At 68.6% G+C, this 17,400-nt stretch carries 6 protein-coding genes; 3 read left to right on the top strand and 3 right to left on the bottom strand.

Annotated features, from left to right (window positions below; all coding sequences use genetic code 11):
• Positions 1-35: 35 nt before the first annotated feature.
• Positions 36-7,763: an autotransporter-associated beta strand repeat-containing protein gene (locus V5740_RS13680; protein WP_347303018.1), complete on the bottom strand. Its 7,728-nt coding sequence runs from the start codon at positions 7,761-7,763 to the stop codon at positions 36-38.
• 122 nt (positions 7,764-7,885) lie between these two features.
• On the bottom strand, positions 7,886-9,466 hold the full coding sequence (locus tag V5740_RS13675; RefSeq protein WP_347303017.1) for a glycoside hydrolase 43 family protein: 1,581 nt from the start codon (positions 9,464-9,466) through the stop codon (positions 7,886-7,888).
• 202 nt (positions 9,467-9,668) lie between these two features.
• Here V5740_RS13675 and V5740_RS13670 point away from each other — a divergent pair, with 202 nt between their 5' ends.
• Positions 9,669-12,761, top strand: coding sequence for a TonB-dependent receptor (locus V5740_RS13670; RefSeq protein ID WP_347303016.1), 3,093 nt, complete (start codon positions 9,669-9,671; stop codon positions 12,759-12,761).
• Positions 12,761-14,350 carry a glycoside hydrolase family 28 protein gene (locus V5740_RS13665; RefSeq protein ID WP_347303015.1) on the top strand — a complete coding sequence of 530 codons (1,590 nt, stop codon included), beginning with the start codon at positions 12,761-12,763 and terminating at the stop codon, positions 14,348-14,350. Before V5740_RS13670 ends, V5740_RS13665 begins: the two co-directional genes overlap by 1 nt.
• Here V5740_RS13665 and V5740_RS13660 read toward each other — a convergent pair whose 3' ends face one another.
• On the bottom strand, positions 14,351-15,745 hold the full coding sequence (locus V5740_RS13660; RefSeq protein WP_347304541.1) for a glycoside hydrolase family 28 protein: 1,395 nt from the start codon (positions 15,743-15,745) through the stop codon (positions 14,351-14,353).
• 134 nt (positions 15,746-15,879) lie between these two features.
• Here V5740_RS13660 and V5740_RS13655 point away from each other — a divergent pair, with 134 nt between their 5' ends.
• On the top strand, positions 15,880-17,262 hold the full coding sequence (locus tag V5740_RS13655) for a glycoside hydrolase family 88 protein (RefSeq protein ID WP_347303014.1): 1,383 nt from the start codon (positions 15,880-15,882) through the stop codon (positions 17,260-17,262).
• Positions 17,263-17,400 lie beyond the last annotated feature (138 nt).

Raw genomic sequence — 17,400 nt, 5'->3', positions numbered from 1 at the left:
CCGGCGAACATCGTCGCCGGCCGTAGTTTCGCCTGTCACATGACGAGGCGGATGGTGCCCCCGACGCGGTAGCTGCCGTAATTGCCGGCGCTGCCCTCCACACCGATCCGCAGGCGACGGGTGACGTCGTACTGCGCACCGATCCCGGCATCGACCCGGTCGCGGCCGAGGCCCGCATTGGTCATGGTCACGCTGACCGGATCGATGACCGTCTGGGCGTCGATCGCGGTCAGTCCGTCTTTGAACTCGTGGACGTAGCCGACCTTCACGAACGCCTGCGCGGCCGGGCTGATGGCATAGCCAAGCTGCGTGTTCAGGCGGCCGAAGCCGGTGTCACGCTGCTGCCTGGCGATCCGGAACAGGTCGAACCCGTTCTCGCCCGTCTCCTCGAAAGCATCGACCGTCTGGTTGATGCCCAGCACCTCTGCCGAGGTGTTCAGCCAGACACGGCCGAACTGCTGCCGGTAACCCAGGCCGCCGCCATAGACGACGCTTTCCGCATCCACCGAGCCGAAGCGGGCAGCGCCGGCAATGGCGTTGCGCGTCCCGTCCGCGGTGTAGCTGCCATAGGCGACCCGGCCAATCAGGCGCAGCGCCTGGTCCCCGGTCAGCGGGGCCGACAGGCTCAGCCCGACCTGGTTGCCGTTCAGATCCGCATCCATGTTCGCACTGCGGAAACCGCCTTGCGAATGGACATAGCTGACATTGACCCGCAGCATGGACAGGTCGTGGCTGACGCCGATCTGGTAGGCGGTGTCATGGAACCGGTTGCGGGCATAGCCGTCCCGATCGATCCCGCGCAGCGCCCCGCCGGCGATACCACCGGTGATCGCCGTCTCGCCCGCATTCAGCGTCTGGTAGTCGCCCACATCGACCAGGCCGTCGATCATGGATGCGCGCATCCCGTCGGTGATGCCGGCATAAGCATCGGGCGACCAGCGGGCGAAGCTCGCCTGCGTGGCCTCACGCTCGCCCGCCACGTTGGCGGTCAGCGCCTGTAGCAGGTTGCCGCCGTGGTATTGCGGTACCCCGCCCGCCGTGCTGACCAGCATCGCGGACAGCGCGCCTTCCTGGCTGGCGGTGATCGCCACCGTGTCCGACAGGCTTTGCGGCGTGTAGGACCCCATGCCGACGACCGTGCCGTTCGACAGGTTCAGCGCCAGGTTCTGGCCGAAGCCTGCCTGCGTCACCGACCCGAACGAACCGCTGACGGCACCCGGGGCATACTGCAGCACCTGGATCGCCGTGCCGACCGGCAGCTCGTAGCTGTTGCCCGCACCGCTCTGGTCCAGGGCCAGCACCGACGTGCCCGACAGGTTCAGCCTGCCGTCCACGATCACCCGGTCGAACCCGCCCGCGACGCCCGCACCCGCATTGCCGTCGATCTCGATCACGACCAGGGCATTGTTGCCCAGCGACAGGTCGTTGAAGGTCATGATGCCCGGCGAGTTGCCCGGGGCGATCACGCCGCGGGTGTTGCCACCGACGCGGGTGCTGCCGCTGACCGTGCCGTTGCCGCTGATCCGCGCATTGCCGTCGATCACCGTCGTGTCACTGGTCAGGTGACCAAGGATCGCGCCCGGCATGTTGACCGCGATGCTGTTGCCGAGGTGCAGCGAGCTGCCATCGGTGAGCGTGGTGCTGGTCGCCGTGGCCGTGCCCGCCAGGTTGACCGTGCTGTTGCTGGCATTCAGCGTGCCGGTCTTCAGCGTGGTCGAGCTGCTGACATTCAGCGTGCTGCCCGGCCGCACCGTCAGCGACGCGCTGGATACCGTGCCGGCGGTGTTGAGGTTCAGCGCGCCCGAGGCGAGCGCAATGCGCCCGGTCCCGTTCACCTGCCCCGTGAAGTTGCCGCCGGTGGCAAGGGTCAGGGTGTTGTCCGCGATGTTCAGCGTGCCCGCGCCGGTCAGGTCGCGGATGGTCTGGTCGGCCTGCAACGCCAGGGTGGCAGGCGCCGCGATGGACACGATCAGCGCGTCATCCAGCAAACCGGCATTGGCGACGGTCAGCTGCCCCTGCTCGATCGCCAGCAGCGACGGCGCGAAGCTGTCGACCACGCCCGCCAGCGTCAGCGTGGCGGTCCCGGTCTTGGTCACGGTCCCGCTGCCGGTGATCGCCCCCTTGTAGGTGCCGTCAGCCGTCTGGTTGATGGTCAGGCGGTTGGCATTGAGCACGATGGTGCCGCCTTCGCCGGACAGCGATCCGGTGGCCATGTCGGCATTGGCGGTCAGCGTGCCGGCGTTCTGGGTGTAGGCGCCCGCCACGGTCAGCACGTCGTTGCTGACGATCGTGCCGGCGTTGGTCAGGCTGCCCAGCAGCGGGTTCGAGCCGTTCTGGAAGGTGATCGAGCCCGAGGCGGCGTTGGCCACCGCGCCGGTCACGACCAGCGTGTGCGCCGCATCGACCGCGCCCGCATTGGTCAGGCTGGCCAACCGGCTGCCGCCGCCGCTGGCGAGCCGCAGCTGCGCACCCGCCTCGTTGGCGAGGTCGCCGTCCACCAGCAGCGTGCCGGCGGCGGTGACGGTGCCGCTGTTGGTGAGCTTGCCGCCGACGCGCGAGGCGGACTGGCTGCCGAGCGCCAGCAGGCCGCTGTTGCCCACGTCACCATTGGCGAGGAACTGTGCCTCCACCGTGGCCGTCCCGCTGTTGGCGAGCGAGGCGACGCCGTAGTCCGCCCTGGCCGTCAGCGTGCCGGCATTGGTGACGCCGCGGACCACGTCGGCCGTGCCGATGGTGTAGACCGCATCGCGTGCCACCGTGATGTCCAGCGTGTCGGCCAGGGTGCCGCCGCCGGTGGTGTCGAGCGTGCCCGCAGCCACCGCCAGGCCGCCGGTGTGGGTGCTGGCGCCGGTCAGCGTCAGCGTGCCCGCGCCGGTCTTGGCCAGCGTGCCCGCGCCGCTGAAGATGCCGGCATAGGTGCTGTCGCCCGACTGGTCGATCGTCAGCCCCGCTGCCTCGTTCAGCACGACCTCGCCGCTCGGCGCGCCGGCAAAGGTGGTGGTGTACAGCCGGCGGATGCCGCTCACCTCCGTACGGCCGTCATTCACGGTGCCGCCGCTGGTGGCGAGGTCGGCGTTGAGGCGGACGATGCCCTGGTTCACCAGCGTGGCGATCGCCTGGTTGCCGTCGATCGACAGCACGCCCGGTGCAGCGACGCCCACCGCCAGCGCATCGCCGAAGATGTCGGCATTGGCCGCGATCACCTGACCCTGGGCCACGGTCAGCGAGGTCGGCGCGATGCTGTCCTCCCCGCCCGCCAGCGTCAGCGTGGCGGCGCCGGTCTTGGTCAGCGTACCGGTGCCCGTCAGCGTGCCGGCATAGCTGCCGTCGGCGCCCTGGTTCACCAGCATGCGCGTCCCGCCGTTCAGCACGATGTCGCCGCCTTCGCCGGACAGCGATCCGGTGGAGAGGTCGGCATTGACGGTCAGCGTGCCGGCGTTCTGGGTGTAGGCGCCCGCCACGGTCAGTACATCGTCGCTGACGATGGTGCCCGCATTCGTCAGGCTGCCCAGCTGCGCTGCGGAGCCCGTGTGCAGGTTGATCGTACCCGTCGCCGCGTTATCGACCGCGCCGGTGACCGTCAGCGAGTGGGCGGCGTGGATCGTGCCGGCATTGGCCAGGCTGCCGAACTGGCTGGCGCCGGAGCCGAACACCTCGAAGCTGGCGCCTGCTTCGTTGCGGACTTCCCCGTCTACCAGCAGCTGGCCGAGATTGTCGAATTCGCCCGTGTTGACCAGCTTGCCCTTCACATGGCTGATCGACCCATCGTGCATCCACAGCGACCCGGCATTGGTCACGTCGCCCGCCGAAACGAAGCCGTTGTCGACCCGCATATAGCCGGTCGCGGCGTTGGTCAGCGATGCCACGCCCAGATTGTTGAACGCGATCGTCTGGCCGGCATTGGTGAGGTTGCCGATCACATCGGCTGTACCGTTCAGGTAATAGGCGCCGTCGGCCACCGACACATCCAGCGTGTCCGCCAGGGTGCCGCCCAGATAGGTCTCGAGTCCGCCCGCCTTGATCTCCAGCCCACCGGTGAAGCTGTTCTGCCCGGTCAGCGCCAGGCGGCCCAGACCGGTCTTGGTCAGGCTGCCTTCGCCCGCGAAGACACCGGCAAACGAGCCGTAACCCGCCTGTTCGATCGTCAGCGACCCGGCCGTTCCGTCGACGCCGCCCAGCAGCACCGCGCCGTCGCCATTGCCGACGAACGCGACGGTCCGCAGCGTGCGGTCGCCGGTCACGGTGAGAAGGCCATTGTTGTAGACCACGCCCGCGGCGGTCAGCCCGGCATTCATCGCCCAGGTGCCATTGTTGGTCACCGTAAGGGCCGTCATGTCGCCGTTCTGCAGGATCGTGCCAATGTTCGCGCCGTCGATCAGGTTGGCGACGTTGCCGGCGTTGACGAGGTCGTTGAACACCAGACGACCGGTGTTCTGGATGTCCCCGGTCGTGGCAGCCATGCCGAAGCGGATCGAACCCGCATTGGCGATCCCGGCCGTGCTGGTCACGCCATCGGCCAGCAGGGTACCGGCGGAGCCGACGGTGACGCTGGTCAGCTTCTCCCCATTGGCGAGGCGCAGCGTGCCGCCGTTCACGATGGCGTAGCCGCCATGCGCCGCATCCATCAGGCGGCCCGACTGCTCGCCCAGCCTGGTCGAGACGAGGCCGTTATTGACCGTGATGCCGCGCAGCGTGTTCTGCCCGGTCAGATAAAGCTGGCCCGCATAATTGACGCTGTTGGCGGTCAGGTAGCCGTTCGTGACATTGCCCGTCAGCAAGGCGAAATCGCCCGTGCCCCCTGCATTGTCATAGACCGCGATCTTGCCGTTGTTCCCGTTCAGGTTGATGTTGTTCTGCAGGCGGACGGCGCCCGTCGCCTCCGCCGCGTTGGAGCCGAACACCAGCGTGTCGGCCGTGCGGACGAAGCCACCGGCGTTCCAGGTCAGGTCCTGCCCCTGGCCGCCATTCAGGGAACCGAAGTTCAGCGTCAGCCCGTTCGCCAGCGCGGCGAAACCGCCGCTGCCACCCGCCGTCTGCGTGGCATCGGTCCACGATACCTGGTTGGGCTGCACGCCGACGCGGCGCGTCATCGTGCCCGAGGTCAGCAGCGTGCCCGCGTCCGTGGTCGAAAGCTGGGTCGCGCCGCCGATCGTGCCGGCGCCGCTGAACAGGATGTGGCTGTTGGCATGGATGCCCACGCCATCATCGGCGCGCAGCGTGCCGCCGTGCAGGTATGTCGTGCCGGTATAGGTGTTGGCGTTGTTGAACCGGACCAGCCCGCCGCCCGCGATGTGGATGTCCGCACCATAGCCCGACGCGATGGAGCTGCCGCCGATGCTGGCAGCGCTGTCATCCGCGATCGTGCCGTTGAAGGTGATGACCTTGCCCTCCCCCGGGGAGAGCGTGACGGACGAGCCGCGCATCATGAACAGGTCGCTGCCCGCGGCATTGCCGGACAGGCCACCATTGTTGCTCGACCCGGCAAGCGCCGCATTGTTGTCGAACAGCGCGTCGCCGGTGATCTGCAGCACGCCGCCATCGCGCACGAAGATCGCGCCGCCATAGCCCGATCCGCCGCCGCCGCCGCGACCATCCGACGAGCCGGCACCCGCGCCGAAGCCCGCCTCGCCACCGGCGCCCGCGGATCCGGACAGGCTCTGCCCGCCCGATCCACCCGCGCCCCCGGCACCGCCGGAACCGCCGCCCGCGCCGAAGCCGCCCGCGCCACCGTCGCCACCATCACCGCCGGCACCGCCATCGGTGATGCGCAGCGCACCGCCGCCGCCCGAACCGCCGCCGCCGCCAGCGCCGCCGCCAAAAAAGGTCGCGCCGTCACCGCCCTGGCCGCCCTGGCCGCCGGAACCGCCGAAGGCGACCTTGCCGTTGGCGAGATCGACATTCCAGGTCGCGAGATCGACGATCGCCTTCGCCAGCAGCACGCCCGCGCGCGCCGTTTCCACCGCAAGCGCGGCGGACAGGGCGGCGCCCGGGGGGAAGGTGGCGAGCGCACCGGCGACTTCCGCCGCCTTGATGCCGACCTCGATACCCAGATCGGCGACGTTGATCACCAGCGCGGTGTTGATCGGCGCGCCGCTGCTGCCGCTGCCGCCCGAACCACCATTGCCGCCGGCGGCCGCGATGCCGGCGCCCGCATTGTAGCCGTTCGTGCCGCTCGACCCCTCGCCATCATTCAGGATCGCGTTGAAGTTGCTGGCGGTACGGCCGTTGCCACCATTGGCGCCGATCGCGCCCGCGGACACGATCCCGTTCATGGAGCCGCCCTTCACCAGATTGGCGACAGAGGGATCGATGCGATAGCTGACCGTGCGGGTGACGGGATCAATCCCGGTCACCACCGCATTCGCCGGGATCGACGGATCGCCGGTCAGCACCTGGCCGATCTTCATGCCGCTGATCGACACCAGCGTCACGGTGCGCGCGCCGGTGTCGATGCTGGCCACCGGGCTCAGCGTCACCAGCATCTTGCCCTTGGCGATCGCGTTCAGACCCTCCGCGCCGACCGCATTGCTGAGCGTGATCTCGTCATCGTTGATCGCCAGAATGGTCGTGCCGGCCGGGATGCCCTGCCCGCTGATCGTCTGCCCGAGGGTCATGCCGGCGGTGGAGTTCACCTTCACCACCGCATTCGCGCCATTCGACACGACCGGGTTGGACGCCGCCTTCAGGGAAGTGACGGTGTTGAGGTTGACCTGGTTGGACAGGGTGATCGCGCCGGTTTCCGCATCGATGCCGGTGACGGTGGTGCCGGGGGGAACGCCGTTGCCGGTCACGGTCATGCCCACCTCGAACCCGGCGAGCGTAGTGCCCGCGGGCGGGGCGATGACGTTGGACAGCTGCGAGCCGGCGGAAGCGGCGAAGCGCGTGATTTCGAACTGCTGGGCCGATGCGACCGCGATGTTGGTGGCGCCGGTGGAGCCATCGGACAGGGTGAAGCTCTTCACCTTCTGGTTGCTGTCATAGGTGACGGTCTTCACCGTCACGCCCGCCGCAACGCCGGTGCCGTACACCGCCGCACCCGGCAGCAGCTTGGCAGGATCGATCGAACCGCTGACGTAATAGCCCGCCGGGTCGCCGTTGGCGGCCGCCTGGTAGCTGGCGGCGATGACATTGTCGCTCGGCAAGGTGAACGGCTGCGCGAACTGGACGACCTGGTTGCCGGCGCCATCGGTGGTGATGGAGCCGACCGTCGCGCCCACGCTGCCGCCGCCGAGCGCGACACCCGCGCCGATGCCGATCAGCGGGTTTTCCTGCGCGATGGTGAAGCCGGTGATCTGCAGCTGACCGCCGGTGTAGCTGGCCGTGATCTGCGGGAAATAGAGCTGGATGGCCGCCGCGTCGGCCGAATTGCTCGCCAGTGAGAAGACCTGCGGAGCGACCGAGAAGATCGGCGCGCCGCCGCCCTCGCCGCCCTTGGTGATGTTGCTGGAGAAGCTGACATTGTTCAGCGTCAGCGCCGCGCCCTGGTCGACGAAGAACACGCCGCCGAAGCCGCCGCCGCCGCCCGATCCGGCGCCGCCTTCCGTGTTGAAGTTGGTGAACACCGTTGCCTGCGCATCGTTGCCGACCGTTGTCACGGCCGGGCGCACGGTCCCGTTGACCGGCGGCACGTCGCCGGAAATGATGTAACCCTTCTGCCCCGCGCCATCGACGATCGTCGCGGTCTGCGCGCGCGCATCCACCACGCCCATCGCCACGCTCATCACCAAGGCGGTCGACGCCAGCAATTTCACCCGATTCTTCACGTTTCGCCAATCCCTACCCACCGACGGGAACCGGGACGGCCTGATGCCGCAGCCCGGTTGTCGGCCACGCGGGAGGGATGGGGCGAAAACGGTTAATCCATCGTCAACCGTGTCTCGTGGTTCTACCGGGGTTCAACGCGGAACCAGTCGACGTCGATCTCCCCCGCCGGCTCGGCCGCGCGGGTGAAGGTGAACAGGCCCGGGCGCGAACCGCGCCACCAGGAGAACGGCGAGAGTTCCAGCACCTCGCCAAAGGGCGCGAAGTCCCGCCCGTCGGTGCTCCACGAATAATGCGCGCGCTGGTCAGGCCCCACATCCACGCGCAGCAGCACGCTGTCCGGCAGGATCGGTCCGGCCGTTTCGCGCCCCTCGCTGGCGAAGACCAGGCGTGTGACGCCGCCGTCGCGCACCGCGCCGATCCAGCTTGGCCGGACGCCGAACATGGTCAGCCCGGCCCGCTGTCCCTCGGCCATGCGCCACAGCTCGATCCGGGCGGTGGCGATCATGCGCGGGCCGGTCAGCATCTGCGTCAGCGTGTTGCGCGCGGTGACCAGATGGTCGGCGGTGCCGGCCGCCAGCCGCAGGAAGCCGGGGCGCTGCGCCAGGCTCCAGCGGGAATTGTCGGGATTGTGGTTCCACTGCCATTGCAGCCCCAGCCGCGCGTCGGCGAACTCGTCCGATGCCTGCAGCGCGAAGCGAGGGGCGTCGGGCGCGACGGCGGGAGCGGCGTGGCGGGCCACGGGCGTACCGCCGGTGGCGCCCGCCGGGGCATCGCCCATCACCGGCCAGCCATCCTGCCACCGGACGGGTTGCAGGTGCGTGATGCGGCCGAACGCGCCGGTGGAGTTGAAGTGCACGAACCACCCGGCGCCATCGGGCGTCTCCACATAACCGCCCTGGTGCGGCCCCTTGATGGCATCTGTCGGCAGCAGCACGTCACGCCACTCATACGGCCCGGTGATCGACCGCGCCCGGCCGACGGCCTGCGGCCCGGTCGAGACGCCGCCGATCGGCGCGAAGATGTAGTACCAGCCATCCCGCTTGTAGAGCTTGGGCCCTTCCAGCGTGGGCAGGCGCACCTTGTCCTCCGCCACGGTGATGCCGTCGTCCAGCACGCGGGTCCCGTCCGGCGTTATGCGGTGCAGGATCAGCGGCCCCGCCCCGACTCGACCATGGATCAGCCAGGCGCTGCCGTCATCGTCCCAGAACGGGCACGGATCCTCCAGCCGGGGCTCGTCGATGACGGTCACGGGCGCGGTCCACGGGCCAGCGGGATCGGTCGCGCTCATCATGAAGATGCCCTCGTCGGGGGTCGCGACATAGACGTAGAACCGGCCGTCGTGATGACGGATGGAGGGCGCCCAGGCTCCACCGGCATAGCGCGTGCCGCCCACCGGCTTGCTGATCGTGTCGTCCAGCGTGTGCGGCCCCGGCATGTCGTAGCCGGGCGCGAAGGACAGGCGCGGCAGCACATGGCCGGCGATCCGCCAGGTCACCAGGTCGGCCGATTCCAGCACGGGGATGCCGGGCGACAGGTGGAAGCTGGACGACACCATGTAGTACCGGTCGCCCACCCGGATCACGTCGGGATCGGAGTAGTCCGCCCAGATGATCGGATTGTCGTAGGTCCTGCCCGGCGCCTGCGCCGCGATCGGCGGCGCCGACACGGCAACCAGCATAAGAGCGGCAATCAGGTGGCGCATGTTCTCTCTCCCCGGTCACCATAGGCGAGAGTGCGGGCGTGGCAATCGGGCTGGCGCATGGCGGCACCAATATTGTTACCGCTAACTTAGTGCTGATTGACAGCAATCTCCCACCCTGTCAGACCGTCTTCCACATAGTAGAACACGCAGGTGCTGGCGCTAGCGCTATCACTAGAACCGCGTGTCGCATGGGAGAGATCTGATGAGCCTTTCGCGCCACCACGTGCGTACGATGCTGCTTGGCACTTCCACGCTGGCCGCACTGTGTTGCGGCCTGTTGCCGGCAGGCGCCAGCCGCGCACAGGACGCCGTCACCGCATCGGACACCCCGGCCGAGGATACCGCGGAAGGCACGCCGATCGTGGTCACCGGATCGCGGATCGCCCGCGACGGCTTCGATTCGCCGACCCCGCTGGCGGTGGTGGACCAAGAGGCGATCAAGCTGGCGGGCAACGTGAATATCGAACGGACGCTGGTGCAATTGCCGCAGGCCGTGGGCTCGCAACTCGGCAATGCGTTCAGCAACACGGTCCCGGGCGGCATCGCCGACGTAAACCTGCGCGGCTTCGGCGCACAGCGCAATCTGGTGCTGGTGAACGGTCGCCGCTTCGCGATCTACGGCCCGGAACAGGTCGTCGATCTCAACACCATCCCCACAAGCCTGATCGCCCGGACCGAGATCGTCACCGGCGGCTCCAGCGCGGTATACGGCTCCGACGCGATCGCGGGTGTCGTCAACTTCATCATCCGCGAAGACTGGGAGGGCGTGGAGGCGCGCGGGCAAGTCAATCTGGACGGACCCACCGGTACGCCGGTGGTGAACGTCGACCTGACGCTGGGCGGCAATTTCGCCGATGGGCGCGGCAACCTGGTCGTTTCGGGCAATTATCTCGATCGCGGCTCCATAACCCGCGGCGAACGCGGCAGCTTCGCCTTCGATTCCCTCAACGATGGCTGTACCGTGGCGGGCAGCGGCAGCGCCAGCAGCGCCGGTACGCCGTTCTCCCCACCGGCCGGGCAAACCTGCCGCGCCGCCGGGGGCGAGCCGGGCTTCATCCGCGGGGGCAGCGGCGACATTCCCAATGGGCGTTTCTCCGGCATTCCGGCGTTCGGCGGGACCAATGCGGCGCTGAACGCCGCCTATGCCGCCGCCGGCCTCAGCGGGCTGGGCAGTCGCGGCTTCACCTTCGACGATGCCGGCGGCGCGGCACGCCCGGCGCTGACGCCGCAGGACGACTTCAATCTCGGCCCCGACAATTACCTGCGCCAGCCGCAGCGCCGGTGGATGATCAACAGCTTTGGCCATTACGACTTCACCGACAGCGTCACCGGCTATCTCGAACTGCATTACTCGAACAACGAAGTCGCGGCGCAGCTTGCGCCGACCAATGTCGGCAGCCCCACGCTGTTCGACGTCCGCAACCCCTATCTGACACCGCAATTGCAGGAGGTGCTGCGCCAGCTCGACCTGGCGGAGCGTGGGCCCGCGACCGTCACCAGCGGCACCACGACGCGCACGACCACGCCGGGCGACGGGCTGGCGGTGGTCACCGCGGGCCGCCGCTATGTCGAGGTCGGACCGCGGCAGGCGACGGAGCGGCGCAACGTGTTCCGCGTGGCGCTGGGTGTCAGGGGTGATCTGGGATCGCTGGGCGAGAACGCGCTGACCGACCTGCGGTACGATGCCTATTACACCTACAGCCGCAGCGAAGGCACGCTGCTGCTGCAGAACGCGATCAGCCGCAGCCGCCTGCAGGCATCGCTGCTGTCGCAGGGCGGCGCGGCGCCGGTGTGCAACATCTTCGGCCAGAACGTGTCCGATGCGTGCCGCACCGCCATCGCCATCGGCGCGTCGAACAGCACCGTCGCCACGCAGCAGGTGGCACAGGCGAGCCTGACCGGCACCGCCGTCCAGTTGCCGGCCGGGGCGCTCGGCTTCAGCCTGGGGGCGGAATGGCGCAAGACCTCCACCCGCTTCGTGCCCGACAGCTTCCTGTCGTCAGGCGACGTCGCCGGCTTCAACCCGGGTCTGCCGACCGAAGGCAGCGTCGGGGTGAAGGAAGTGTTCGGGGAGGTGCGGGTGCCGCTGCTGCGCGACCAGCCATTCTTCGACCGGCTGACCGCCAACGCGGCCTTCCGCTACTCGTCCTACGATCTCGACGGGGTCGGGGGCGTGTGGACCTATCTCGGCGGGCTGGAATGGCAGCCCGTGTCCGACGTGCTGCTGCGCGGCCAGTACCAGCGGGCGATCCGCGCGCCCAGCGTCGGCGAACTGTTCGGCGGCCGCAACCGGGTGGTCGGCGCGGCGACGGATCCATGTTCCGGCCGAGGCAACAGCAGCGAACGCACCGATGCGATCCGCCAATTGTGCATCGCCACCGGGGTGCCGGCGGACCTGGTGTTCGGCGCCGGCGTGCAGCCCAACAACATCTTCCCGGCCGATTTCGGCGGCAACCCCAATCTGCAGGAGGAGGTGTCGGACACCTGGACCGCCGGCATCGTGGTGACGCCCGGCTTCGCGCCGGGCCTGTCGCTCAGCGCCGACTATTTCGACATCACGCTGGAAGGCGCGATCGCGGCCCTGGGTGGAAGCGCGCAGAACACGCTGAACCTGTGTTATCTGGTGATCCAGGATGCCGGCAGCGAGTTCTGCCAGGCGGTGCGCCGCAACCCGCAGACCGGGGAGATCAACGATCCCTTCGCCCTGCAGGTGCTGAACGCCAATACCGGCCTGCTGCAGACCAGCGGCATCGACTTCGCCGCCCGCTATTCCACCGACCTGCCGTTCGGCTTTCCGGCGATCGGCAGCACCAGCCGGCTGGACCTGGCGGCGGACTTCACCTGGCTGGACAGCTTCGACACCACGCCCGTCGCCGCCCTGCCCGACATCGTGAACCGCTGCGCCGGATCGTTCGGCCCGGCCTGCGGCCAGCCGCTGCCCCGCTGGCGCGGGCTGACCCGCGCGACCTGGACGGTGGAGGACGTCGCCCTCAGCCTGCGCTACCGCTATGTCGGCCCGGTCACGACCGACCGCTACATCGTGCCGCTGCGGCAGGGTTCGGCGACGACACCCGCGCTGGAGAACATCGCCTATCCCCGGCTGCCGGCGCAGGGCTATGTCGACCTGTCCTTCAGCTGGAACCCTGCCGACCGGTTCGAGCTGTTCGGCGGCATCAACAACCTGTTCGACAACAATCCGCCCATCACCACGCAGGGGCCGAACGCCAACACCTACACCGCCACCTACGACGTGCTGGGCACCGAATTCTTCCTGGGCGCGGCGGTGCGGTTCTGATGCGCGCGACGCTGCTGGACCGGCGGGCAGCCCTGGGTGGTGGATTGGCCCTGGCGAGCGCGGCCCTGCTGCGTCCCACGGCGGCAGGGGCGCAAGCCGCGCGATCCCGCACCGGCGCGGCGCCCGATGGGGCGGTGGACGTGCGCCGCTTCGGCGCGGTGGGCGATGGCATCGCCATCGACACGCCCGCCATCAACCGCGCCATCGCGGAACTGGCGGCTGCCGGCGGCGGCACGTTGCATTTCCCCGCCGGCACCTACGCCGCCTACACGATCAGGCTGGAAAGCCGCATCACGCTCCATCTGGCGCAGGGCGCCACCCTGCTGGCGGCACCTGCACCGGCAGACGGGCAGAACGGGTATGATCTGGCGGAGGAGCAGGACCCGCGGGCGACAGGCTTCCAAGATTTCGGCCACAGCCACTGGCGCAACAGCTTCATCTGGGGCGATGGCCTGCATGACGTCGCGATCACCGGCGAAGGGCTGATCTGGGGCAAGGGTCTGGGCCGGGGCGATGGCAAGGACAATTGGTTGCAGGACCCGACGGGTCCCGGCACCGCCAACAAGGCCATCGCGCTGAAGAATTGCCGCAACGTCCTGCTGCGTGACTTCAAGCTGCTGGAAGGCGGGTGGTTCGCGCTGCTGGCGACCGGCGTGGACAACCTCACCATCGACAACCTGCTGATCGATACCAACCGCGACGGGCTGGACATCGATTGCTGCAAGAATGTGCGGGTCACCAATTGCACCGTCAACGCCCCGTATGACGACGCGATCTGCCCCAAGTCCAGCTTCGCGCTGGGCTATCCCCGCGTGACGGAGAACGTGACGATCAGCGATTGCCTGGTGACCGGCAATTACCAAATCGGTTCGGTCCTGGATGGCACGTGGCGCAAGATGCCGGCCGACTTCGCCCCGCTGATCCATGGCCGGATCAAGTTCGGGACGGAGAGCAATGGCGGCTTCCGCAACATCGCCATCACGAACTGCGTGTTCGAGGATAGCCGCGGGATCGCGCTGGAGACCGTCGATGGCGGGATGCTGGAAGATGTGACGATCAGCAACATCACCATGCGCGGGATCGTGCATGGCGCGTTCTTCCTGCGGCTGGGAAAGCGGATGCGCGGGCCTGCCGGGCGCCCGCTGGGCTCGGTGCAGCGCGTGCTGATCAGCAACCTCGTCAGTTCCGGCGGCAGCCAATTGCCGGCCGTCATCGCTGGGCTGGCCGAACGGCCCATCACCGACGTGCAGATCAGCGACACGCTGCTGCATCAGGTGGGCGGCGCGCCGGCGGCGATGGCGAAGCTGCAGCCGCCGGAGAACGAACTCGGCTATCCCGAGGCGACGATGTTCGGCGACCTGCCGGCGACCGGCCTGTTCGCGCGGCACGTGCGCAACCTGGCGCTCAGCAATGTGGAGGTGCAGGTCGCCGCACCCGACCCGCGCCCGGCCATCTGGCTGCAGGATGTGGAGGATGCCGACTTGTTCCGCCTGCGCCTGCCACGCGATGCGGAAGCGTTTGCCCTGCATGATGTCCGGCGGTTCCGCAGCGCCGGCATCCGGGGCGTGGCGGACATGGACAGGCGGTGATCACCCCAGCGTGGTGACGGGCGCCCCGTTGACGCGCACGTTCACCAGTTCGAGCTCGGTCACGCGCTGCACGAAGCTCTCCTCTCGCACACCGTCGAAACGGCAATCGTGCAGCGCCAGCCGGCCGATCGGCGCCTGCGGCAGCCCCTTGGCGTCGAGCACCCGCACGGCGTTTTCGGCCACCAGCCGTTCGACCAGCACATCGTCCAGCTCGGGCACGAAGTCGCCCTTCGCGCCCTCCTCGTAATTGAAGTCGCAGATGATGGCCGCACGCTCGACCACGCCGACATCGATGTCGCGGGCGCGGACATGGGCGATGCGGCCGCCGCGCACCGCATTGGTCTTGAACCGCAGGGCGTACCACAGGTTCGGGCTGCTCATCCGGCACCGTTCCGCGAACACGTTCTCGACCCCGCCGGACATCTCGCTGCCGATCACCACGCCGCCATGGCCGGCATGCATGGTGCAATCGCGGATCACGATGTCGCGCGCGGGCACGCCGATGCGCCGCCCATCGGCATTGCGGCCGGACTTGATGGCGATGCAATCGTCGCCCGTGTCAAAGGTGCAGCCTTCGATCACCATGCCGTCGACCGATTCCGGATCGCAGCCATCATTGTTGGGGCCGAGGCCCGTGACCGTCACGCCGCGCATCAGCACGTTGCGCGACAGCACGGGATGGACGTTCCAGCAGGGGGAATCACGCAGGGTGACCCCTTCGATCAGCACGTTCTCGCACCGTTGGAACTGCAGGAGATTGGGCCGGATGTAGTCGCCATTGCCAAAGCGGCGCTCCGCCACCGGGCGGTTCTCCTCCGCCATGGCGAACAGGCGGGCGCGCGCGGCGCGCTGGCTGGGCAGCCCCTCGCGCCAGCCGTAACGCGCGCCGCCGCTCCAGCTCCACCAGGCGGCGCCCTGGCCGTCGATCGTGCCGGTGCCGGTCACGGCCACGTCGCGCACGTCGCTGGCGTAGATCAGCGGGGAATAGTTCAGCAGCTCCACCCCTTCGAACCGGGTGGGCACGATCGGGTAATCGGCGGGATCGGTGCTGAAGGCGATGGTCGCACCCGCGGCGACATGCAGCTCCACGCCGGAGAGGAGGCGGATTGCGCCGGTCAGCCAACGTCCTTCCGGTACCAGCACGCGCCCGCCACCCGCCGCCGCGCAGGCCGCGATTGCATCGGCGAAGGCGGCCGTGCAGGACGCCTGCCCGCCGGGGGTGGCGCCGTGGGCGCGGATATCGATCGTGCGATCCGCAAAGCGCGGCGGCCGCACGCGCGCGACGATCGCCTCCGCCCGGGTCCAGTCGTCAGCCGGCGCAGCACGGGCCGTGGCGGCCAGCAGGATCGCTGCCGTGCTGCCGCCGATGAAATGGCGACGATCCGTTTGCGGCATCAACAGCCCTGCTCCCCCGTGAATTTGTCCATCAGCATCAGCAATTTGGGAAAGCTTAGCAACGTATTGCTGAGCCGGGCAAGAGAGGGCTATGCTCCCAGTTGCGGCGCTCAGCCGCCAATGGAGGGGGATTGATGGTGCGATCGGTAGCGGCAGGGCTGATCCTGCTCGCAGGGCTGGCAGCGAACCCGGCACAGGCGCAATTGGCGGCCGACGCCACCGGTGCCGACCGCACCCCAGTCAGTCGGGAGGGCGATCCGCCGACGCGCCTGCCGCCCGCCTATCCCATGCCCTATCTGCGCCCGACCGAGGCGACGGTGAAGACCGCGATGGACCGCGTGCTCGCCTTCATCGAACAGGACACGCCGGTCGGGCTGATGGATGGCGCAGGGCGTTCCGTCGCGCTGGATGCGGCAAACGGCCAGTCAAAGCTGCGGCCGGGCTTCCTGCTGACCAGCTACGAATGGGGCGTGACCTATGCCGGCGCGCTGCTGGCGGGGGAGATCACCCGCGATCCGCGCTATACCAATTACGCGGCGGAGCGGATCAACTTCGTGTCGGACGTCGCCGCTCGCTATCGCGCACAGGGCGGCGATGCGCGCGCGACGCCGGTGCGCAACATGCTGGCGCCCGACCGGCTGGATGATTCCGGCGCCATGTCGGCCGCGCTGATCAAGGCGCAGCGGGCGAACCTCGCCAACGCGAACGTCCGCCCGCAGATCGACGTGTACCTGGACTGGATCAGCAACCGCCAGTTCCGCATGCCGGACAAGACCTTGGCGCGCCAGCGGCCCCTGCCGGTCACGCTGTGGCTGGACGACCTTTACATGAGCGTGCCGGGGCTGGCGCAGATGGGGGCACTGACCGGGGAGCGGCGCTACTTCGACGATGCCGTCCGCCAGATCCAGCAGTTCTCCGCCCGGATGTTCGTGCCCGAGACCGGGTTGTACATGCATGCCTGGGCCGAGGGGATGGAACCGCATCCGGCGTTCCACTGGGGCCGTGCCAACGGCTGGGCGCTGATGGCGATGGTGGAACTGCTGGAGGTGCTGCCGCAGGATCATCCGGGCCGCGACGCCGTGCTGGCGCAGTACCGGGCGCATGTCACCGGTCTCGCGCGGGTGCAGTCCGGCACCGGGCTGTGGCACCAGTTGCTCGACCGCCCCGACAGCTACCTGGAGACATCCGCCAGTGCCATGTACGCCTTCGCCATTGCGCGGGGCGTCAACCGCGGCTGGATCGAGCGGACCGCCCATGCGCCCGTCGCGATGCTGGCGTGGAACGGCGTTTCGACCAAGATCAACGCCGCCGGAGAGGTGGAGGATGTCTGCGTCGGCACCGGCGTCGCGTTCGACCCCGCCTTCTACTACTATCGCCCACGCCATGTCCGGGCCGCGCATGGTTATGGCCCGGTGTTGCTGGCCGGGGCCGAGGTCATCGCCATGCTGCGTGGCGGCTCCCCGCTGGATGGCGGCAATGGCCAGGGCCTGGTGTTCACCGCCGGAACGGCCAGTTGAACGTGCCAATAAGTGACACTGCATTTCACATAGTTCGCATAACATCTTGACAGCGGGAGAACGATTTCTGACACCGGGTGCATGGTAGGTATCCGACAAAAGGATCCGCCAGGGAAAATCCGCACACGCGGGTAGATG

The organism is Croceibacterium sp. TMG7-5b_MA50 (assembly GCF_039830145.1).
Lineage (GTDB): Bacteria > Pseudomonadota > Alphaproteobacteria > Sphingomonadales > Sphingomonadaceae > Croceibacterium.
This window is presented reverse-complemented; position numbering and strand designations above follow the sequence as displayed.

Coding starts and splice junctions, on each gene's coding strand:
- V5740_RS13675 (WP_347303017.1), bottom strand. CDS start 9,466: ATGCGCCACCTGATTGCCGCTCTTATGCTGGTTGCCGTGTCGGCGCCG.
- V5740_RS13670 (WP_347303016.1), top strand. CDS start 9,669: ATGAGCCTTTCGCGCCACCACGTGCGTACGATGCTGCTTGGCACTTCC.
- V5740_RS13665 (WP_347303015.1), top strand. CDS start 12,761: ATGCGCGCGACGCTGCTGGACCGGCGGGCAGCCCTGGGTGGTGGATTG.
- V5740_RS13660 (WP_347304541.1), bottom strand. CDS start 15,745: ATGCCGCAAACGGATCGTCGCCATTTCATCGGCGGCAGCACGGCAGCG.
- V5740_RS13655 (WP_347303014.1), top strand. CDS start 15,880: ATGGTGCGATCGGTAGCGGCAGGGCTGATCCTGCTCGCAGGGCTGGCA.